Annotated in this window: 19 protein-coding genes; 5 read left to right on the plus strand and 14 right to left on the minus strand. The window is 74.5% G+C overall.

Annotation, left to right across the window (positions count from 1 at the left end):
• Complete coding sequence (locus ACZ1IK_RS01025; RefSeq protein ID WP_036317264.1) at positions 1-618, minus strand: TlpA family protein disulfide reductase; 618 nt, start codon at positions 616-618, stop codon at positions 1-3.
• A gap of 154 nt (positions 619-772) precedes the next feature.
• Entirely contained in the window at positions 773-1447 is a 675-nt protein-coding gene (locus ACZ1IK_RS01030) for a histidine phosphatase family protein (protein ID WP_206496529.1), read from the minus strand.
• Between the two features lie 125 nt (positions 1448-1572).
• Here ACZ1IK_RS01030 and ACZ1IK_RS01035 point away from each other — a divergent pair, with 125 nt between their 5' ends.
• Positions 1573-2313, plus strand: a complete 741-nt coding sequence (locus ACZ1IK_RS01035; protein ID WP_063189782.1) for a Bax inhibitor 1 family protein — start codon at positions 1573-1575, stop codon at positions 2311-2313.
• 6 nt (positions 2314-2319) lie between these two features.
• Here the strand turns inward: ACZ1IK_RS01035 and ACZ1IK_RS01040 are convergent, their stop codons facing one another.
• From ACZ1IK_RS01040 to ACZ1IK_RS01050, 3 genes are all read right to left on the minus strand, one after another.
• Positions 2320-2589 carry a glutaredoxin family protein gene (locus tag ACZ1IK_RS01040; protein ID WP_063189784.1) on the minus strand — a complete coding sequence of 90 codons (270 nt, stop codon included), beginning with the start codon at positions 2587-2589 and terminating at the stop codon, positions 2320-2322.
• 96 nt (positions 2590-2685) lie between these two features.
• Positions 2686-2784 (minus strand): 30S ribosomal protein bS22, encoded by a 99-nt coding sequence (locus ACZ1IK_RS01045; RefSeq protein ID WP_005504750.1) that lies wholly within the window; start codon positions 2782-2784, stop codon positions 2686-2688.
• Positions 2785-2947: 163 nt separating this feature from the next.
• Positions 2948-4201 carry an acetoin utilization protein AcuC gene (locus ACZ1IK_RS01050; RefSeq protein ID WP_063189786.1) on the minus strand — a complete coding sequence of 418 codons (1254 nt, stop codon included), beginning with the start codon at positions 4199-4201 and terminating at the stop codon, positions 2948-2950.
• Positions 4202-4337: 136 nt separating this feature from the next.
• Here ACZ1IK_RS01050 and ACZ1IK_RS01055 point away from each other — a divergent pair, with 136 nt between their 5' ends.
• Together ACZ1IK_RS01055 and ACZ1IK_RS01060 are read left to right on the plus strand one after the other, a co-directional pair.
• Complete coding sequence (locus ACZ1IK_RS01055; RefSeq protein ID WP_145950855.1) at positions 4338-5813, plus strand: TrkH family potassium uptake protein; 1476 nt, start codon at positions 4338-4340, stop codon at positions 5811-5813.
• Positions 5806-6483, plus strand: a complete 678-nt coding sequence (locus ACZ1IK_RS01060; protein WP_145950854.1) for a potassium channel family protein — start codon at positions 5806-5808, stop codon at positions 6481-6483. The genes ACZ1IK_RS01055 and ACZ1IK_RS01060 overlap by 8 nt, the downstream gene beginning before the upstream one ends.
• 15 nt (positions 6484-6498) lie before the next feature.
• On the opposite strand, the gene proC is transcribed toward ACZ1IK_RS01060, so the two are convergent.
• The 6 genes from proC to trhO form a co-directional block, all read right to left on the minus strand.
• Positions 6499-7329 (minus strand): pyrroline-5-carboxylate reductase, encoded by an 831-nt coding sequence (gene proC, locus ACZ1IK_RS01065; protein ID WP_145950853.1) that lies wholly within the window; start codon positions 7327-7329, stop codon positions 6499-6501.
• Positions 7326-8213: a sugar phosphate isomerase/epimerase family protein gene (locus tag ACZ1IK_RS01070; RefSeq protein ID WP_060974114.1), complete on the minus strand. Its 888-nt coding sequence runs from the start codon at positions 8211-8213 to the stop codon at positions 7326-7328. The genes proC and ACZ1IK_RS01070 overlap by 4 nt, the downstream gene beginning before the upstream one ends.
• A gap of 2 nt (positions 8214-8215) precedes the next feature.
• Positions 8216-9238 carry a Ppx/GppA family phosphatase gene (locus ACZ1IK_RS01075; RefSeq protein WP_036341216.1) on the minus strand — a complete coding sequence of 341 codons (1023 nt, stop codon included), beginning with the start codon at positions 9236-9238 and terminating at the stop codon, positions 8216-8218.
• Between the two features lie 5 nt (positions 9239-9243).
• The gene (gene topA, locus ACZ1IK_RS01080) at positions 9244-12078 is read right to left on the minus strand and encodes a type I DNA topoisomerase (protein WP_061867164.1); all 2835 of its coding nucleotides are present in this window, start codon (positions 12076-12078) and stop codon (positions 9244-9246) included.
• A 142-nt stretch (positions 12079-12220) separates the two neighbouring features.
• On the minus strand, positions 12221-13897 hold the full coding sequence (locus ACZ1IK_RS01085; protein ID WP_144820116.1) for a DUF7059 domain-containing protein: 1677 nt from the start codon (positions 13895-13897) through the stop codon (positions 12221-12223).
• Complete coding sequence (gene trhO, locus ACZ1IK_RS01090; protein WP_101967388.1) at positions 13894-14823, minus strand: oxygen-dependent tRNA uridine(34) hydroxylase TrhO; 930 nt, start codon at positions 14821-14823, stop codon at positions 13894-13896. The genes ACZ1IK_RS01085 and trhO overlap by 4 nt, the downstream gene beginning before the upstream one ends.
• Positions 14824-14916: 93 nt before the next feature.
• Between trhO and ACZ1IK_RS01095 the strand changes: the two genes are divergently transcribed.
• Positions 14917-15690 carry a GNAT family N-acetyltransferase gene (locus tag ACZ1IK_RS01095; RefSeq protein WP_101967387.1) on the plus strand — a complete coding sequence of 258 codons (774 nt, stop codon included), beginning with the start codon at positions 14917-14919 and terminating at the stop codon, positions 15688-15690.
• Positions 15687-18284, plus strand: a complete 2598-nt coding sequence (locus ACZ1IK_RS01100) for a DEAD/DEAH box helicase (RefSeq protein WP_465098223.1) — start codon at positions 15687-15689, stop codon at positions 18282-18284. The genes ACZ1IK_RS01095 and ACZ1IK_RS01100 overlap by 4 nt, the downstream gene beginning before the upstream one ends.
• Here ACZ1IK_RS01100 and ACZ1IK_RS01105 read toward each other — a convergent pair.
• Genes ACZ1IK_RS01105 through ACZ1IK_RS01115 form a run of 3 tightly spaced genes read right to left on the minus strand, consistent with a single transcriptional unit; the run spans position 18203 to position 19318 of the window.
• Positions 18203-18643, minus strand: a complete 441-nt coding sequence (locus ACZ1IK_RS01105; RefSeq protein ID WP_060973649.1) for an Rv3654c family TadE-like protein — start codon at positions 18641-18643, stop codon at positions 18203-18205. The two genes, ACZ1IK_RS01100 and ACZ1IK_RS01105, sit on opposite strands and share 82 nt — an antisense overlap.
• Positions 18640-19092 (minus strand): TadE family type IV pilus minor pilin, encoded by a 453-nt coding sequence (locus tag ACZ1IK_RS01110; protein ID WP_060973650.1) that lies wholly within the window; start codon positions 19090-19092, stop codon positions 18640-18642. The genes ACZ1IK_RS01105 and ACZ1IK_RS01110 overlap by 4 nt, the downstream gene beginning before the upstream one ends.
• Entirely contained in the window at positions 19085-19318 is a 234-nt protein-coding gene (locus ACZ1IK_RS01115; RefSeq protein ID WP_049161531.1) for a DUF4244 domain-containing protein, read from the minus strand. The genes ACZ1IK_RS01110 and ACZ1IK_RS01115 overlap by 8 nt, the downstream gene beginning before the upstream one ends.
• Positions 19319-19370 lie beyond the last annotated feature (52 nt).

Consider the following 19370-nt stretch of genomic DNA (forward strand, 5'->3'; position numbering starts at 1 on the left):
TCAGGCCGCGGCCTCGTCCACCACGGTGGTGAGCAGGGCGCGCAGGGTGGACTCCTCCACGGCGCCGAGCACGCGGGCGGCCACGCGGCCCTCGACGTCCAGGACGAGGGTGGAGGGCACGGCCTGCGGGGGCACGTAGTCGGTCATGTTCAGGAGCACGTCCCCGCGGGCGTCCTCGATGGACGGGTAGGGGATCTCGAAGGTGCGCTCGAAGGCCTGCGCGGTGGTGACGGTGTCCCGGACGTTCACGCCGAGGAACCGCACCCCCTGCGGGGCGAACTGCTCGTGCAGGGAGACGAGGTGGGGGGCCTCGACGCGGCACGGCGCGCAGGCGGCGTACCAGAAGTTCAGCAGGGCGGGGGTGCCGCGCAGGCTCGCGCCGGTCACGGGGGTGCCGTCGAAGAGCTCGGCGGCAAACTCCACGGGGGCGCCGCGCTCGGCGGGGGCGATCTCCAGGACGGAGCCGTCGCCGGCGATGTAGTTCTTGCCGTCCGCGTTGCCCGCCTGCCGCGCGAGCGAGTCGTCACCGCCCGAGCAGGCCGCGAGCGCCGGCGCCAGGCTGGCGAGGGCGAGGCCGGTCAGCAGGGTGCGGCGGGACGGACGGGGCGGGGTGTGCATGGCGTGACTGCCCTCCAGGGGATGCGCGGCGCTGGATTCCGGGGACCTGGGAAGTCTACTGTCCGCCCCGCATTCTGACTGAACCCTGGACGTCACACCCCCACCCCGTGGGAGGCCGCGGCCGGCGTCGTCGACGCCGGCCGCCGTCGGGGCCTCAGGCGCCCGGCAGGGAGGAGGCGTCCTTGAGCAGGGCCTGGTTCGGCTCGTGGTACTCGACGCGCGGCACCCTGCGCCCTTCCTCGTACACGAGCGAGGTCACGGAGGTCAGCGAGCACTCACGCCAGCGCGGGTCGTGCCACAGCGGACGGCCCTCGACGGCCAGGCGCGTCACCCAGATCGGCAGCTGGTGCGAGACGAGCACGGACTCGGCGCCGGGCCCCTCGGCGGCCACGGCCTCGCCGCGGAGCCGGTCGACGACGGCCAGCATCCGGGCGGCCTGCGCGCGGTACGGCTCGCCCCAGGACGGGCGCAGGGGATTGCGCAGCCGGGGCCACAGCCGCGGGTTCCGCTTCAGCGACGCCGCCACCTGGGACATGCCCTCGAAGGCGTTCTCCGCCTCGATCAGGTCCGGCTCGGTGACCAGCGGCAGGTCGAACGCGGCCGCGATGGGCGCGGCGGTCTGCTGCGCGCGGGTCAGCGGGGAGGCGGCGACGACGGCGGGCGCCCGGCCGGTCTGCGCGGCACGCTCCTCGAACCACGCGGCCACGCCCCGGGCCATCTCGTGGCCGAGCTCCGAGAGCCCGAACTCCGGCAGGCGGCCGTAGAGGACACGATCGGGGTTGTGGACTTCTCCGTGGCGGACCAGGTGGACGGTGGCGAGCGTCTGCATGGGGCCAGTCTGGCAGAGGCGGACCGGTGGCCCCGGCGGTAGCGTGGAGCACAGCTCGGCGCGACCGCGCCGCCACCCCCGTCCGCACCGAGACGCCGCGAGCGTCGGCGTCGCTAGGAGGCCCCATGTCCGGCACCTCGCCCACCGATCCCCACGGCAGCCAGAACCCGTACGGCACCGACCCCTACGGCGCCGCCCCGCAGGGGCCGACCCCGGGCTCCCCTGACCCGGCGGGCGCGAGCCCGTACGGCCAGAACCCCTACGGCGCACCGCCGGCGGCTCCGTACGGCGCCCCGGGCCAGGCGGGGATGCCCCAGGCCCCCTCCCCCCACGGCCCCGCCGGCTGGCAGTCTCCCGGCCCGGTCGAGCTGCCCCCGCGGCCGCGCTCCCTGACGGCCGCGTTCTGGCTGATCGTCTCGGGCGGCCTCCTGCTGCTGGCGACGACCCTGCTGGCGGCCTTCGCCATCACCCAGCCGGAGGGCCAGGTCGCGATCCAGCAGGAGCTGGACCGGTCCGTCGAACAGATGAATCTGCCCGCCGACCAGGCGGAGCAGATGCGCACCATGATGGACGGGATGCTCCCGGCCCTCGCCACGACGGCGGCCGTGTTCGGCGTGCTCGCGTTCCTCGTCTACCTGTGGGTGGCGTTCGCGATCCGCGGCGGCTCGCGCGCCGCGCGCATCGTCGGAACGGTGCTGGCGTCCCTGTCCGTGCTGGTGCTGGTCTCCAACGCCGTGATGGGGGCGTTCAGCCCGCTGGACCTCGTGTGGGTGGGCCTCGGCGTCGCCGGCATCGTGCTCGCCTACCGCCCGGACGCCACGGAGTACATGCGGCTGAAGACCTGGCAGCGCTTCGCGCGCCGCTGAGCCCGCTCAGGCCCGCGGGGCGTCCAGGAGCCGGCCCAGGCGGGCCGGGTCCACGCGCCAGAAGTCGCGCTGGACGCCGTCCACGAAGAGCACGGGCACCTCGTCCACGAAGCGCTCGAGCAGGTCCGGGTGCGCGGCCCCGTCCACGGCCTCCCAGGCCTCGCCCCGCGCGTCGCACACCTGCACCACCGTGGCCTCGGCCTCGGCGCACAGGTGACAGCCGGGCTTCACGAGCAGCTGGACGCGGGCGGTGGCGGCGGGCAGGTCGGCGGTCATGGCCCCCACTCTACGGATCGCCGTCCACGACGAAGCCGCCGTCCCCCCGGAAGGGGACGGCGGCTTCGTCTCGTCAGCGCCCGGAGGGCGCGGGCGTCACTTCTTGTTGCGACGCTGGTGACGGGTCTTGCGAAGCAGCTTGCGGTGCTTCTTCTTCGACATGCGCTTGCGGCGCTTCTTGATCACAGATCCCATGGGGACTCCTTGAATCGGGGCGAGGGTCGGCGGTCGTGGGACCGCAGGCATCCGGGGCGCCGGACACGCCGACCCGCATTCCACCGGATGTGGAACGCCTGGAAACGTTCTCGGCCACAATACCGGCCGCACGGGCCCCGGTCGAACCGGGACGGGGACCGGCTCAGTCGAACCAGGGGTCGAGCCCGTGCAGCGGGAACACCTCGCGGCGCGTGGCCATGATCGACTGGTCCACCGGGTCGGCCGGGTCGTAGCCCACCTCCCACGAGCGCCACCACACGTCCGCGTCCTCGCCCATCACGGTGGGGATCCGCTCGGCGTCGTCCCCCTCGTGCACGGACATGTCCCCGGTCAGCTCGTCCGCGGTGAGGGCCCGGACGTGCTCGATCCAGGCGGCGGGGATCTCGCTCCTCACGGGGATCGGGGTCTGCAGGACGGCGGCGGTCAGGTGGGCCCACGCGCGCGGCACCACCCGCAGCGGGTTGTAGCCGCCGCCCCCGGTGGCCAGCCACCGGCCGTACGCGAACCGGTCGGCCCAGTCGCCGACGTCGAATGCGAGCTGGCGCTGGCCGTCCACGCTCAGCCGCAGGTCGGCGAGCGGGTCCGTGAGGTGGCCGTCGCAGCCGTGCTGGCTGACCAGCACGTCCGGGGCGAACGCCTCCAGCAGGGGCGGGACCACGGCGTGGGCGGCGCGCAGGAAGCCGGCGTCACCGGTGCGCGGGGGCAGCGCGACGTTCACCGCCGTGCCCTGGGCGGCCGAGCCGCCGATCTCGTTGGCGAAGCCCGTGCCCGGGAACAGGCTGATGCCCGTCTCGTGCAGGGAGATGGTGAGCACGCGGGGGTCGTCGTAGAAGATCGACTGCGTGCCGTCGCCGTGGTGCGCGTCCACGTCGACGTAGGCCACGCGCTCCGCGCCGAGGTCCAGCAGGCGCTGGATGGCCACGGCGCAGTCGTTGTAGATGCAGAACCCGGACGCCGAGGACCGGGCGGCGTGGTGCATGCCGCCGGCGAAGTTCACGGCGCGGTCCACCTCGCCGGACCAGATCGCCTCCGCGGCGACGAGGGAGCCGCCCGCGATCCGGGCGGCGGACTCGTGCAGGTCCGGGAACACGGGACAGTCCTCGGTGCCCAGGCCGAAGCGGCCGTCCTCGGCCGACGACGTCGCCGCGGCCCGGCGGACGGCGGCGACGTACTCGGGGTCGTGGACGAGGGCGAGCTGCTCGTCCGTGGCCACGGGCGGCTCCACGATCCGCACGTGGGGCGCGTCCAGCAGGCCGAACGCCTCCACGAGCCGGTGCGTGAGATCCAGCCGCAGGGGCGCCATCGGGTGCTCCGCGCTGAACCGGTAGCGGAGCAGGCTGGAGTCCCACACCACAGCAGCGGGGGTGGGAGCGGGAGGGGTGGACGTGGTGCTCATCACGGTCCAGCCTAGGGCTCCGGGCGGCACGGTGGCGACGATCGCCTCGGATGTCTCGCCCGCGTGACGCGCGGGCCACGGCGCGCGCGATACTGGGAGCCGGTCCGTTTCCCGTCCCCCGTGCAGGAGGTGCCCCGTGGCAGGTCCCCGTCCGACTCCGCACGCCCGCCGACACGGCGGGGTGCGCCGGCCCGGCGGCCTCCCCCGGCCCGGCCAGGCCTCCACGCTGGAGTCCTCGACCGACCTGCGCACGGTGCTGCGGCGCTCGGGCCGCGCCGTCAGCTCGGTGGTGGGCGGCTCCCCGGCCCGCGCCGCCCTCTCCGCCTTCGCCCTCATGGCCCTGGTGTTCACCGGGCTCCTCGCCCTGCCGTGGGCCGCGGCGGACGGCCACGCCACCCCCCTGCACGACGCCATGTTCACCGCGGTCTCCGCCTTCTCCGTGACCGGTCTGACCACCGTCAACACGGCCGCGCACTGGTCCCCCGCGGGCCAGGTGATCATCCTCGTGGCCATCCAGATCGGCGGCCTGGGCATCCTCTCGATTGCCTCGCTGCTCACGCTGGCCGTCTCCCGGCATCTGGGCCTGAGGTCGAAGCTGGCGACGCAGCAGGCGGGCATGACCTCCGGCAGTCTCGGCGAGGTCGGCCAGCTGCTGCGCGTCGTCGTCGTGACGGTGCTGACCGCCGAGGCCGCGCTGGCGCTCGTCCTCGTGCCGCGGTTCGCGGCCATCTCCGGCTCGTGGCTCACCGGCCTGTGGCACGGGGTCTTCTACTCGGTCAGCGCCTTCAACAACGCGGGGTTCACCCTGCACGTGGACGGCCTGCCGGAGATCATGCACGACCCGGTGATCATCACGGTGCTCGGCGTCGGTGTGTTCCTCGGCGCGCTCGGCTTCCCCGTGGTCATGGTGCTGCTGGAGAAGGGGTGGCGATTCCGGGAGTGGAACCTGCACACCAAGCTCACGGTCGAGGTGACGCTGGCGCTGCTGGTGCTCGGCGCCGTCGCCCTCTTCTTCTTCGAGGCGGGCAACCCGGCGACCCAGGCCGGGATGGGCTTCTGGCAGCGGGTCGGGCACTCGCTCTTCGGTTCCGTGATGACCCGCTCCGGCGGCTTCGCGATCGACGACACGAACGCGCACCGGCCCGAGTCCCTGCTGCTCATGGACGCGCTGATGTTCGTGGGCGGCGGGTCCGCCTCCACCGCGGGCGGCATCAAGGTGACCACGCTGGCGATCATGTTCCTCGCGATCGTGGCGGAGGCGCGCGGCGACCGCGAGGTGACGGCGCACGGCCGCACGATCGCCCCCGAGTCCCTGCGCGTGGCCATCGCGGTGCTCGCCCTCGGTGCCACCCTCGTGCTCGTGGCCACTCTGGCGCTGGTGCACATCACCGACGAGTCCCTCCAGCGGCCCCTGTTCGAGGTGATCTCCGCGTTCGGCACGTGCGGGCTCTCCGTGGGCGTCTCCGCGGAGAGCCCACCGACCGGCAAGTACGTCCTGACGGCCATGATGTTCGCGGGCCGCGTTGGTACGATCACGTTCGCCGCCGCCCTGGCCCTGCGCCAGCGGCGCGTGCTCTACCGCTTCCCCGTCGAGAGGCCGATCATTGGCTGACGCCCCGCAGCGCACCGATCCCAACGCCCCCGTGCTCGTCGTGGGGCTGGGCCGCTTCGGCGCCGCCACGGCCGAGGAGCTCGTCGCCCAGGGCCGCGAGGTGCTCGCCGTCGAGCGGGACCCCGTCCTCGTGCAGCGCTTCGCCCCCTCGCTCACCCACGTGGTGGAGGCGGACGCCACCGACCCCGAGGCCCTGCGCCAGCTTGGCGCGCAGGACTTCGCGACGGCGGTGGTCGGCGTGGGCACCTCCATCGAGGCATCGGTGCTGATCACCGTGAACCTCGTGGACCTGGAGATCCCCCACATCTGGGTGAAGGCGATCAGCGAGGCGCACGGCACGATCCTCAAGCGGATCGGGGCGAACCACGTGATCTTCCCCGAGCACGACGCCGGCGTGCGCGCCGCCCACCTCGTGAACGGGCGCATGCTCGACTTCATCGAGTTCGACGACGACTTCGCGATCGTGAAGATGTACCCGCCGGCCGAGTGCGTGGGCTTCACGCTCGCCGAGTCCCACGTGCGATCCAAGTACGGCGTGACCGTGGTGGGCGTGAAGACCCCGGGCGAGGACTTCACCTACGCCCAGCCGGACACCCGGGTGGGCCCGCGCGACACCCTCATCGTCTCGGGCCACACCGACCTCATCGACCGGTTCGCGGCCCGGCCCTGAGGCACGCCGGAACCGTCAGGCCCCGAACTCCTCGGCCATTTCCTTGTCGCGCTGCGCGGCCGCGTCCATGGCACGGTTCACGAGGTCGTCCATGCCGCCGTCCAGGAACGCCTCCACGGCCTTCTCGGTGGTGCCGTTCGGGCTCATCACGGCCTTGCGCAGAGCCTCGGCCCTGGCCCCCTCCTGCTGGAGCATGATACCGGCGCCCTTGACGGTGGCCGCGGCCATGGCCTCGGCGGAGGCGGCGTCCAGTCCCATCTCGGCGCCGTGGGCGGCGATCAGCTCGGCCAGCAGGAACACGTAGGCCGGGGCGGAGCCGGCGGTGGCCACCACGGCGGAGAGCTGCTCCTCGGCCACCGGCACCACCAGGCCGGAGCCCTCGAAGAGGGCGCGCACGGCGGCGGTCTGCTCCTCGGTGACGCCCGGCCCGGGGGCCATGCCGACGACGCCGGAGCCCACCGTCAGGGGCGTGTTCGGCATGGTCCGCACGATCGGCTGCCCCGCCGGCAGCACGGCGGCCATGGTGGCGGAGGTGACGCCGGCTGCCACGGACACCACCACGGTCTCGGGGCGCAGCGACGGCGCCAGGTCCGTGAGGGTGGCGACCATGTCCTTCGGCTTCACGCCCACCAGGACGATGTCCGCCTCGGCGACCGCGGCATGGTTGGCGCGTTCGTCCCGCTCCTGGGAGGTCACGGTGACGCCGTGCTGCGCGGCGGCCTTCTCGGCGGAGGCGGCGGAGCGGGTGGTGGCGGTGACGTCCTCGGCGCGCACGGCGCCGGCGTCGAGGGCTCCGGCGAGGATCGCGCCGGTCATGGTGCCCAGGCCCAGGATGGTCAGCTTCATGGTCGGTCCGTCTCCTTCGTGGTCGGGCGCGGAACGCCGTCGTCGTCGTGGTGGTCGGTCCCGCCGGCGGCCAGGTGCTCGCGCGCGAAGGCGAGCGAGGCGGCCAGCTTCTCCTCGCGCTGGCCCGCGTACTCCACGCCGCGGGTGCCCACCTCCACGCACACCGCACCGGCCAGGCCCTCGGCCGCCAGGTGGCGCAGGGTCTCGGCCACGCGCTGCGTGCCCTCGCCGGGGAGCAGGTGGTCGTCCTTGCCGGAGTCGTTGCCGTCGGTGAGGTGGACGTGCCGCAGCCGCGGGCCGAGCTCGCGGACGGCCGCCAGGGAGTCCGCCCGCGCGATGGCCGCGTGGGAGAAGTCCCAGCAGATGTGCTCGTACGGCTCGGGCAGCGGGTTCCAGTGCGGCAGGTACATCTTGGCCTCGCGGCCGTAGGCCCGCCACGGGTACATGTTCTCCACCGCGATCACCACGCCGGTCTCCGCCATGAGCTCATGGATGCCCTCGGCGAAGCGCACCGCGTACGTGCCCTGCCAGCGGAACGGCGGGTGGGCGACCACGGTGGCCGCACCCACGGCCTGCGCCAGCTCCACGGAGCGGCGGATCTTGGACCACGCGGAGCCCCAGACCTGCTGCGTGAACAGCAGGGTGGGGGCGTGGATGGAGTCGATGGGCATCCCGTGACGCTCGGACAGCCGCGTCAGCCGCCGCGCGTCCTGGCTCCACGCGTTGTGCGTGACCATGACCTCCACGCCGTCGTAGCCGAGGTCCTCGGCGGTGGCGAACACGTCCTGGGTGCCCAGGGGGAACACGGACGAGGAGGACAGGGTCACGGGGATGTCCGCGCCGAAGCGCGCCGCGGGGGCCAGGTGCGCGGTGGCGTCCGCCATGCTCAGCGCACCCCCAGGCTCAGTCCCGGCAGGAGGGTGTCCGGGTTGAGGTTCACGTGGCCGACGCCGGGCCGGCCGTCCCGGGTGAGGTGGCCCTCGAGCATGAGCGCGTCGAGGCGGTTGAGGATCAGGCCCTCGCGCAGCGCCCACGGGCAGATCTCGAGCTGGGCGATGCCGAACGTGCGCATGGCCGTCAGCGCGACGATCGCCCCCGCGAACACCTGGTGCGCGCGCACGTCCGAGACGCCGGGCAGCTCCGCCCGCTCCGCGACGGTCATCGCCGCGAGGCGGTTCACCCACAGGTGCAGGTCGTCCGCGCGCAGGTGCCGCTTCACGAAGGGGCCCGCCGCCGACGGCGCCGCCCCGGTGATCCGGGCGAGGGAGCGGAACGTCTTCGAGGTGGCGGTGACCACCACGGGCGACTCGATGCGCGGGAAGGCCGTATACGCCTCCTCGAGTCGCTTCTCCACGTGCTTGCGGAGCTTCTTCACCGCCTTGGGGCTGGGCGGGTCCTCGAGCACCCAGTCGCGGGTGAGGCGGCCGGCGCCCAGCGGCAGGGACAGGGCGTGCGAGGGCAGCTCGTCCTGGCCGTAGGCGATCTCGAAGGAGCCGCCGCCGATGTCGAAGTTCAGGATGGAGCCGGCGCCCCAGCCCTGCCAGCGGCGCACGGCGAAGTACGTCATGGCCGACTCCTGGTCCCCCGTGAGCTCGGAGAGGTGCACACCGGTCTCGGCCTGCACGCGGGCCAGCACGGCGGCGCCGTTCGCGGACTCGCGGATCGCCGAGGTGCAGAACGAGATCATGTCCTCCGCCCGATGCTCCTCCGCGAACGCGGCGGCCTCACGGACGAAGTCCACGAGCTCCCGCTGTCCCTCCTCCGTGATCGCCCCGTCGGCGTCCTGGTAGCGGATCAGCGGAAGGGAGCGCTTGTGCTCCGCGTAGGCGACCGGGCGGGCCCCCGGGTGGGCGTCCACGAGCAGCAGGTGGACGGTGTTGGACCCGATGTCCAGGACGCCGAGGCGCATGGCGCTCAGGCCTTCTTCCGCGCGGTGGTCTTCTTGGCCGGGGCCTTGCGGGCCGCCGGCTTCTTGGCACCGCCGCGGGTGGCCGGGCCCTTGGCACGCTTGTCCGCGAGCAGCTGGTAGGCCTCCTCCGCCGTGAGCTCCTCGGGCTGACGGCCGCGCGGGACGGTGATGTTGGTGACCCCGTCCGTGACGTACGGGCCGAAGCGGCCCTCCTTCACGGTGACCTTCTTGCCGGAGACCGGGTCCTCGCCGAACTCGGCCAGCGGCGGCTTGGCGGCCCCGCGGCCACGCTGCTTCGGCTGGGCGTAGATCTCGAGGGCCTGCTCCTGCGTGATGCTGAAGATCTGGTCCTCGGACTCGAGCGAGCGCGAGTCCGAGCCCTTCTTCAGGTAGGGCCCGAAGCGGCCGTTCTGGGCGGTGATGACCTCGCCCTCGGCGTCCGCGCCCACGACGCGCGGCAGGGACATCAGCTGCAGCGCCTGCTCGAGGGTCACGGTGTCCACGGACATGCTCGTGAAGAGGGAGCCGGTGCGGGGCTTCTCCTTGGCCGGCTTCTTCTTCGGCTTGGGCTTGCCGTTCTTGTAGTACTCGGTGGGCTGGGCGTCGAGCCAGGCCTGCAGCTCCTCCTCGGTCATCTCCGGGATGACCTCGGTGACGTAGGGCCCGTAGCGCCCGTCCCTGGCGACGACGGTCCGGCCCGTCTCCGGGTCCGTGCCGAGCTCGCGCTCGGAGGGCTGGGCGGTGGCGAACAGCTCCTCGGCCTTGGCCGGGGTGAGCTCGTCCGGGGCCAGGTCCTCGGGGACGTTGGCGCGCGGCGGGGTGGCGCCCGCCTCCGCGTCGGCCGGCAGCGACCGCTCCAGGTACGGGCCGTACTGGCCCACCCGCAGGGTGATGTCCTCGGTGATCGGCAGCGAGTTCACGGCTCGCGCGTCGATCTCGCCGAGGTTGTCCACCACGTGCTTGAGGCCCTCGACGCCCTTCTCCGTCTCCGCGGCGGGGGCCCCGAAGTAGAAGGTCTGCAGCCAGGCCTCGCGGCCGAGCTCGCCCGCGGCGATCCGGTCGAGGTCGTCCTCCATGCGGGCCGTGAAGTCGTAGTCCACGTACTTCGCGAAGTAGTCCTCGAGCAGTCCGATCACCGCGAACGCGGTCCACGACGGGACGAGCGCGGTGCCGCGCTTGGACACGTAACCGCGGTCCATGATCGTGGAGATCGTCGGGGCGTACGTGGAGGGCCGCCCGATCTCGCGGCGCTCCAGCTCGGCGACGATCGACGCCTCGGTGTAGCGGGCCGGCGGGGAGGTCTCGTGCCCGGTGGCCTCGATCGGGTCACCGGTGAGGCGCTCGCCCTGGGCCACCTGCGGCAGGCGGCGGTCCTTGGCCTCCGCGTTCTCGCCGTCGACCTCGGCGTCCCGGCCCTCCTCGTACGCGTCGAGGAAGCCCTTGAACGTGATGACGGTGCCCGAGGCGCTGAACTGCGCGAGGCGGCCGTCCTGCGCGGTGGCCGAGAGCCGCAGCGTGGCGGTGTAGCCCTTGGCATCGGCCATCTGCGAGGCCACGGTGCGCTTCCAGATCAGCTCGTACAGGCGGAACTCGTCCGGGCGCAGCTCGGCCTTGACCTGGGCCGGGGTCCGGAAGGAGTCCCCCGCGGGCCGGATGGCCTCGTGGGCCTCCTGCGCGGTCTCGTTGCGCTTGGCGTAGACGCGCGGCTGGGCCGGCACGGCGTCCGCCCCGTAGAGCTCGGTGGCCTGGCGCCGGGCGGCCTGCACGGCTTCCTGCGAGAGGTTCACCGAGTCCGTGCGCATGTACGTGATGTAGCCGTTCTCGTACAGGCGCTGGGCCACCTGCATGGAGACGCGGGAGCTCATGCGGAGCTTGCGGGCGGCCTCCTGTTGCAGCGTGGAGGTGGTGAAGGGGGCGGCCGGGCGGCGGGTGTACGGCTTGTCCTCCACCGAGTCGACCGTGAAGTCCGCCCCGCGCAGACCCTCGGCCAGCGAGCGGGCGCCGGCCTCGTCCAGGTGGGTCACCTTCTTGCCGGCGGAGGCCTTGAGCCGCCCGGCGTCGTCGAAGTCGCGGCCCGTGGCCACGCGCTCGCCGTCCACCGTGCTGAGGCGGGCCGTGAACGAGCTGCCCACGGCGTCCGCGGCCTGCGCGCCCTCGGCCACCGTGAAGGTGCCCTCCACGCCCCAGTAGTGGGCGGAGACGAAGGCCATGCGCTCCCGCTCGCGCTCGACGACGAGGCGGGTGGCCACCGACTGCACGCGGCCCGCCGAGAGCCCGCGGGAGACCTTGCGCCACAGCACCGGCGAGAGCTCGTAGCCGAACAGGCGGTCGAGGATGCGGCGCGTCTCCTGGGCGTCCACGAGGGCCGTGTCCAGCTCGCGGATGTTCTCCAGGCCTCGGCGCACGCCCTCCTGGGTGATCTCCCCGAAGGTCATCCGGTACACCGGCACCGTGGGCTTGAGGGTGTCCAGCAGGTGCCAGGCGATGGCCTCGCCCTCCCGGTCCGCATCCGTGGCGAGGTAGAGGGCCTCGGCGTCCTTGAGCTCGCGCTTGAGCTCCGCGACCTTCTTCTTCTTGTCCGGGTGCACCACGTAGTACGGGGTGAAGCCGTGCTCCGTGTCCACGGCGAACTTCCCGAACGGGCCCTTCTTCATGTCCGCCGGCAGGTCCGAGGGCTTGGGCAGGTCGCGGATGTGCCCCACGGAGGAGTCCACCACCCAGCCGGAGCCCACCGCGTTGAGGTACTTCGCGATGGACTTGCTCTTGGCCGGGGACTCCACGATGACCAGCTTCTTGCCCTCGGGCACGGGAGCGGTCACGGAAGCGGATGACGTGGACAAGGGGGTCCTCCTCGGACGGGGAAGGCGGTGGTTCCGGGCCGGTGCGCGGTGCACGCCGGCGTCGGGCGGACGTCCCCACATCGTAGGGGGCGCGGTGCCCACGATAACGCCCGGCGTCCCCGCGCCCGCCACCGCCCGATCGTCAGCCCTCCACCAGGAACCCGTCCTCGTACAGCTCCCGCAGCGCGGCCAGCAGGCCGGCCCGCCCGACGTCGTCCAGCTCCAGCAGCGCGGCGACCGCGCCCACCAGCTGCCCCACGGACAGCTCACCGTCGGAGGCGGACAGCACGCCCGCCGTCGCGGTGTCCAGGCGCGCCACGCGCCGGAACCCGGAGCCCTGCCGGGCCAGGATCACCTCGGGGTGCTCCGCCCCGAACCGCTGGTGGCGCTCCTCCGTGACGTCCGCGGCCACGCGCAGGTGCAGGCCGCGCAGCGCGGCCAGGGCCGGGTCCCCGACGGCGTCCCCCGCCCCGGCGCCGGCGGTGAGCCGGTCCCGGCGGGCGACGGCGGCGGCCCACGCGGTGCCGAGGGCCTCGTCCACGGCCTGGGTCAGCTCCTCGGCGACCACCCACCCCCGGCCCTGGGAGCCGTCCGCGGCGGGCCGACGCAGCCACACGTGGCCGAAGCCCACGCCCGCGACCCCGCGCGCGGCGAAGTCGTCCAGGTAGCCGCGGTAGGCGGCCTCATAGGCGGGCGGGTCGAGCTCGAGCGAGGAGTCCTGCAGCCATGTCTCCGCGTAGCCCGCGGGGTCCTGCCGGTCGCGCTGGAGGAACCAGGCCTGCATCCCCGGCGCCACCCACGAGCGCGGGCGCGCGTCCCACGGTGCGGTGTCGGCGTCGGCGGTGTCCCCCGCCGGGATCTCCCAGTTGGCGAGCAGCTGCGCGGTGCCGCCCTCGGCGAGCACGTCCGGCAGGGCCGCGATCAGCTCCGCGACGATCCGGTCGCCTTCGCGGCCGCCGTCGCGGTAGGTCAGCATGGGCGCGTCCGGGTCCGTGCGCGGGGTGATCACGAACGGCGGGTTCGAGACCACGAGGTCGAACCGCTCCCCCGTCACCGGCGCCAGCAGATCGCCGGCCGCCAGCCGGACCCGGTCCTCGAGCCGGTCCCGGTCGAGGCCGAGCACGTCCGCGTTGAGCAGCAGGTTGAACCGGGTGAATGCCAGGGCCCGCTCGGACAGGTCCGTGGCGGTGACATGGTCGGCGTGGGCGAGCAGGTGCAGGGTCTGGATCCCGCAGCCCACCCCCACGTCGAGGGCGCGGGCCACGGGACGGCGCTGCGTGGCGCCGGCGAGCGTGAGGGAGGCCCGGCCGACGCCGAGCACGTGCTCGGGAGGCAGCGGGCCGCGCCGCTGCAGGGCCGTCAGGTCCGAGGCGATCCACATCCGGCCCGGCTCGTCCGCCTCGTACGGCGAGAGGTCCACCGCGCCGCGCACGCGCCCGTCCGGCCCCTCGACGACGAGCCCGGCCGCCACGGCCCCGGCCAGGCCGAGGCGGGGCAGCGCGGCGTCGAGGTCGGCGGCGGGGACGGGGTCGCCGAGCAGCCAGGCCCCGACGGCGGCGGCGAGGCCCCGCGTGCCATACCGGTCGCCGGGGCCGGCTGCGTCGTCGGGCCGGCCGGGGCCCGCCAGGTGACCGGCGACGACGCGGCGGGCGGCCTCGGCGTGCTCGCGGTCCAGGGCGAGCGTGGCCACGGGTCCGAGCAGCCCCTCGACGGCGGCGGTGGTGAACGGCAGGGCCGCCAGATCCGCGGCGAGGGCCACGGCCGTGGCCGGGGTCAGCCGCGGGGCGGGGGGCGACGGGGGTGTCGGGACGGGACTCATGCCTCGGTCCTCTCAGCGGGGTGGGGGCGGTGGGCGCAGACAGGACAGCGGTGCTCGGGGTCGTCGGCGGCGCAGGCCGCACAGCGGACCTCGAGCGTGGTGCAGGCCGGGTCGGCGCAGTTGCGCAGCGCCGAGGTCGGTGCCTCGCACGCGACGCACCGGCCGATGGTCTCGGCGTCGGCGGTGAAGCGGGTGGACAGGCGCCGGTCGAACACGGCCAGCTCGCCCCGCCACAGTCCGGCGTCGCCACGGGCCTCGCCGTAGCGGACGATGCCGCCGTCGAGCTGGTAGACCTCGGCGAAGCCGCGGTCCTTGAGCAGGGCCGAGAGGACCTCGCAGCGCACGCCGCCCGTGCAGTAGGTGATCAGCGGCGCGTCCTTGAGGTGGTCCAGGGCCCCGGAGTCGACGGCGGCGAGCAGGTCGCGGGTGGTGTGCGCGTCCGGGACCACGGCCCCGTCGAAGCGGCCGATGGCCGCCTCGACCGTGTTGCGGCCGTCGAGGAAGCGCACGGGGTTGGCGGTGCCGGCGCGCTCGGCGACGAGCGCGTCCACCTGGGCGGGGGTGAGCCGCTCCCCCGTGCCGACGACGCCGCCCGCGTCCACGGTGACGCGCTCGGGGGCCCCGAACGCGACGAGCTCGGGCTTGAGCTTGACGGAGAGGCGGGGGAAGTCCGCCGCCGAGCCGTCCGACCACTTCACCTCGAGATCCCGGAACGCCGGATGCTCCCGCGTGCCGCGCACGTAGCGCTTGACCGCGTCGACCGGCCCGCCGACGGTCCCGTTGATCCCCTGCGGCGACACGATGATCCGGCCGGTCAGGCCGAGGGACGCGGCGAGCGTGCGCTGCCACAGCCGCACCGCCTCGGGGTCGGCGAGCGGGGTGAACCGGTAGTACAGCGCGATGCGGGAGAGGGCGGCGGTGCTCATCGAGGTCCAGGCTAGTGCGCGACCCCGGACGTGACGGCCGTGAGGGACGGGCGGGGCCTGGCCCGCACCGGCCTCACGCCTTACCCTTCAGACATGACTGAGCATCTGGATCCGGCACTGGTCGACATCTGGTTCGCGGCCTGGTCGCGATCGCGCGGCTACCGCGTCAGCCAGGAGGCGGGGCGACGCGCGGCCCTGCGCACCCCCCGCCCCGCCCACATGATCCCCGGCGGCTCCGGTCGCGCCACGGTGGATGTGCCGGCCACGTGGGAGCACGTGGTGGTGAACCCCTCCCGCGCGGAGCTGGAGGACCTGCGCGAGGCGGTGCGGGACCAGGAGCAGATCCTGCTCACCGTGTTCGGCGACGCCGGCGAGGACCCCAAGGCCATGGGTCTGAAGGCCCAGGCCGAGCCGGAGCGCTTCATGACCATGGACATGGACCCCGAGCTGCAGGACGTGGAGCCCCCGCTGCTGCCCGAGGGCTATGAGGCCCGCGTGGACCAGCCGATGGAGGGCAGTCGTCGCCTGCGCATCCTGGCCGTCGGCGCCTCGACCGCGCCGGAGGGCGAGGAGGAGCTCGCCGCCCTCGGCTGGGTCACCGAGGAGGACGGCACCGCCGTCTACGACCGGATCTGGACGTCCCCGAACCACCGTCGTCGCGGCCTCGGCTCCCTCGTGATGCGCTATCTCACCTCCGAGGTCATGAGCGAGGGTGAGATCAGCCGCGGCCTGCTCGTCGCCTCCCCGGACGGGCAGAAGCTGTACCGCCACCTGGCCTGGACCGACCTCGGCCCCGTGTCCATCTGGGGTCGCGGCCTGGCCGAGGACAACCCCACCGCCGAGCACACCGGCACCATGGGGGCGTGACCGGCCACCTCCCGGAGCACGATCCCTGGGCGGATCCCGCGGGCGGCTGGGGGCCGCCCGGCACGGCGGACGCCGCGCCGCCCGTCGACGACGCCGCCCCGGACTCCTCCGGACCGGAGCCGCAGCCCGTCGGTGAGATGGTGGCCGACGTCGTGGCCGGGCTGTCCGTCACGGCACCCGGCGACCTGCGCCCGGACATCCCGGCGGGGGCCGGACTCCGTGCGGCGCTGGGCCGGACCGGGCTGCCCGAGCAGATCCGCCACGTCACCGAGCTGCCCGCACGGCAGGCCCGGCACACGGACTGGCCCGCGGACGCTCCGGAGGGCCTGGTCGGGGCGTTCGCGGCGCGCGGCGTCGAGCGGCCGTGGCTGCACCAGGTGCGCGCCGCGGCCCTGGCCGGCGCGGGGACGCACACCGTGCTCGCCACGGGCACGGCGTCGGGCAAGTCGCTGGGCTACCAGCTGGCGGTCGGCACCCGGCTGGCCGCCGACCCCCGGGCCACCGCGCTCTACCTCGCCCCCACCAAGGCCCTCGCGGCGGACCAGCTGACCTCCTGGCGCGCCCTCGAGCGGGACGGCGCCCCGGGGCTGCGCGCGGCCCCCTACGACGGCGACACCGCACCGCAGGACCGGATCTGGGCCCGCGAGCACGCCACCGTGCTCATGACCAACCCGGACATGCTCCACGTGGGGATCCTGCCGCACCACGAGCGGTGGGCCGCGTTCTTCCGGAACCTCGCGTTCGTGGTGGTGGACGAGTCGCACACCTACCGGGGCGTCTTCGGCTCACAGGTGGGGATCCTGCTGCGCCGGCTGCGGCGCATCGCCGCCCACTACCGCGGGGACCGGCCGGAGACCGTGTTCATCGGGGCGTCGGCGACGTCGGCGGATCCGGCCGGGCACTTCGCCCGGCTGATCGGGGCGCCGGCCACGGCCGTCACCGAGGACGCGTCCCCGCACGGGGCGGTCACGGTGGCGTTCTGGGAGCCGGAGCTGACGGACCGTCGGGGCGAGAACGGCGCGCCCGTCCGCCGCTCGGCGATGGCCGCCGCCGCCGACCTGGTCACGGACCTGGCCCTGCAGCAGGTGCGCACGCTGGCGTTCATCCGCTCGCGGCGCGGGGCCGAGGCCATCGCCAGCGCGGCCAAGCGGCAGCTCGAGGAGGTCGAGCCGGGGCTCGGCACGCGGATCGCGGCCTACCGCTCGGGCTATCTGCCCGAGGAGCGGCGGGAGCTGGAGGCGGACCTGCGCTCGGGTCGGCTGCTGGGCATGGCCTCGACGCCGGCGCTGGAGATGGGCATCGACGTCGCGGGGCTGGACGCGGTGGTGGTGGCCGGCTGGCCGGGCACCCGCGCGTCGTTCTTCCAGCAGATCGGCCGCGCCGGGCGCGGCGGCCAGGACGCGCTCGCGTTCTTCGTGGCCTCGGACGACCCCCTGGACACGTTCGTGGTGGACCACCCGGAGGCCGTGTTCGACCTGGGCGTGGAGGACACCGTGGTGGACCCGGAGAACCCGCACCTGCTCGGCCCGCAGCTGTGCGCGGCCGCCGCGGAACTGCCGATCACGCCCGAGGCGTTCGGCTGGTTCGGGGAACCGGGGCGGGTGCGCGCCCTGCTGGACGTGCTGGTCGAGCAGGGGCTGCTGCGCCGTCGGCCGGCCGGCTGGTTCTGGACGCACCCCGAGCACGCCGCCGGCATGGTCTCCCTGCGGGACGACGGCGGCGGGCCCATGGACATCATCGACGCCGAGTCCGGTGCCCTGCTGGGCACGATGGACTCGCCCCAGACCCACTACCAGGCGCATCCCGGCGCGGTGTACGTGCACCAGGACCGCACGTACCTCGTGGCGGAGCTGGACGAGGACGCGCACGCCGTGGTGGTCACGCGGGCCTGGCCGGACTTCACCACGCAGGCCCGGGACGTCACGGAGATCGAGATCGTCGCGGTGCACCGTCGCCTGGACGCGCGCGAGAGCACCCTGCGCTGGTGCCTCGGGGAGGTGCAGGTCCGCACCCAGGTGGTGTCCTTCCAGCGCAAGGCCCTGGCCTCCGGGGAGGTGCTCGGCGAGGAGCCCCTCGACCTGCCGGCGCGGGACCTGTTCACCTCGGCGGTGTGGTTCCAGGCGGCCTCGGACGAGCTCATCGCCGCGGGTCTGACCACGGATCGCCTGCCCGGCGCCCTCCACGCGGCGGAACACGCGATGATCGGCATGATGCCGCTCGTCGCCTCGAACGACCGCTGGGACATCGGCGGCGTCTCGATGGTCCTGCACCCGGACACGGGCTCCCCCGCCGTGTTCGTCTACGACGGCCGGCCCGGCGGGGCGGGCTTCGCCGAACGCGGCTTCGAGCAGGCGCGACGCTGGGTCGAGGCGACGGCGGGGGCCATCGCGGCCTGCGAGTGCGCGGAGGGCTGCCCGTCCTGCGTGCAGTCCCCCAAGTGCGGCAACCGCAACAGCCCCCTGGACAAGGCCGGCGCGCTGACCGTCCTGCGGTTCCTGATGGACCACGCCGATCACCTCGTCCCGGCGGACGCCTCGGCCGACGGCTCGGGCGGCGCCCCCGGCGGGGCCGCGGACGCGGCGCCCGGGGCCTGAGACCGCGGCGGACCCGCGACGGCGTCGGCCGTGGCCGCCGGCAGCGGGGCGCGGGCGAGCTCGACCGCGACGCGCACGGTCCCGTCCTCGCGCACCTCGCACGCCACGACGACGGCCCCGTTGCGTTCGGCGGTCCGCCCGGCCAGCACGCACGGCTCGTGGTCGGAGAGCCCGCGCCGGGCGTCGGAGGCGGCGAGCGCCGCCAGGTCGGCGGCCCCGGCCGCCCGGGAGCCGGTGACCGAGGCCTGCCCGAGCGCCGCGACCGCCAGCAGCAGACCCGCCCCCAGGGCGGCCGTGCCCAGGACGGACACGGTGCCCGAGCCGCGTTCGCCCCGCGCGGGCGCCCTCCCGCGGGTCATGACCGGTCCTCCGGTGAGGCGGCGGGCGTTCCGGGCCGCTGGTCGGGGGCGGCGGCGTGGGCGGTGAGGGTGAGCACCTCGGCCCAGGCGAGCGGCCCGGGGCCGGGCTGGACGACCTCGACGGTCACCCACCCGCCCTCGACGGTGTGCGAGAGCGAGGCGTCGTCGCCGGCCATGCGCGCCACCGCGTCCCGGGCCGCCGCCTCGTCGTCGCCCCGGGCGAGGATGCGGGCGGCCGACGCCGCGGCGTCCTGACCCCGCACCTGCTGCACCGCGGCGGCGCCGGCCAGCAGGACGGACACGAGCACGAACGCGATCACGGGCAGCAGCACCGCGTACTCGGCCGTGACGGCCCCGGTCTCGCCGCCCCGGAGCGCCCGGGGCCACCCCGCCGTCCGGGCGCCCGTGCGGCGCCCGGACGGCGGGGCGGAGATCGGGTGCTCAGTCACGCTGGAGCGCCCCGGAGACGAGGTCCACGAGCAGCGACTGCACGTCCGGGCTGGTGAGCACGACGGCCAGCACGCCCGCGAAGCCCACGGCGGCGAGCGTGAGGATGCCGTACTCGGCCGTGATCGCGCCGGTCTCCTCGCTCGCGGCGTCGACGACGCGGGCGAGGCGGTCGCGCTCGCTCGGGCGAGTGACGGCGGGCTGGGCGGAGTGGGAGCGGTGGGTCATGGTGGTCCTCCTGGAGTGGGCCCCGCGGTGCGGGGCGGTGGTGACGGCCCGG

It is taken from the genome of Micrococcus sp. CS26 (genome assembly GCF_055522295.1).

What these genes read in the sequence shown, in the direction of transcription:
- ACZ1IK_RS01075 (WP_036341216.1), bottom strand. Translation starts at nt 9,238, where the DNA reads ATGCGCCTCGGCGTCCTGGACATCGGGTCCAACACCGTCCACCTGCTG.
- proC (WP_145950853.1), bottom strand. Translation starts at nt 7,329, where the DNA reads ATGAAGCTGACCATCCTGGGCCTGGGCACCATGACCGGCGCGATCCTC.
- ACZ1IK_RS01115 (WP_049161531.1), bottom strand. Translation starts at nt 19,318, where the DNA reads ATGACCCACCGCTCCCACTCCGCCCAGCCCGCCGTCACTCGCCCGAGC.
- ACZ1IK_RS01040 (WP_063189784.1), bottom strand. Translation starts at nt 2,589, where the DNA reads ATGACCGCCGACCTGCCCGCCGCCACCGCCCGCGTCCAGCTGCTCGTG.
- ACZ1IK_RS01030 (WP_206496529.1), bottom strand. Translation starts at nt 1,447, where the DNA reads ATGCAGACGCTCGCCACCGTCCACCTGGTCCGCCACGGAGAAGTCCAC.
- ACZ1IK_RS01050 (WP_063189786.1), bottom strand. Translation starts at nt 4,201, where the DNA reads ATGAGCACCACGTCCACCCCTCCCGCTCCCACCCCCGCTGCTGTGGTG.
- ACZ1IK_RS01085 (WP_144820116.1), bottom strand. Translation starts at nt 13,897, where the DNA reads ATGAGTCCCGTCCCGACACCCCCGTCGCCCCCCGCCCCGCGGCTGACC.
- trhO (WP_101967388.1), bottom strand. Translation starts at nt 14,823, where the DNA reads ATGAGCACCGCCGCCCTCTCCCGCATCGCGCTGTACTACCGGTTCACC.
- ACZ1IK_RS01035 (WP_063189782.1), top strand. Translation starts at nt 1,573, where the DNA reads ATGTCCGGCACCTCGCCCACCGATCCCCACGGCAGCCAGAACCCGTAC.
- ACZ1IK_RS01070 (WP_060974114.1), bottom strand. Translation starts at nt 8,213, where the DNA reads ATGGCGGACGCCACCGCGCACCTGGCCCCCGCGGCGCGCTTCGGCGCG.
- ACZ1IK_RS01095 (WP_101967387.1), top strand. Translation starts at nt 14,917, where the DNA reads ATGACTGAGCATCTGGATCCGGCACTGGTCGACATCTGGTTCGCGGCC.
- ACZ1IK_RS01105 (WP_060973649.1), bottom strand. Translation starts at nt 18,643, where the DNA reads ATGACCCGCGGGAGGGCGCCCGCGCGGGGCGAACGCGGCTCGGGCACC.
- ACZ1IK_RS01025 (WP_036317264.1), bottom strand. Translation starts at nt 618, where the DNA reads ATGCACACCCCGCCCCGTCCGTCCCGCCGCACCCTGCTGACCGGCCTC.
- ACZ1IK_RS01045 (WP_005504750.1), bottom strand. Translation starts at nt 2,784, where the DNA reads ATGGGATCTGTGATCAAGAAGCGCCGCAAGCGCATGTCGAAGAAGAAG.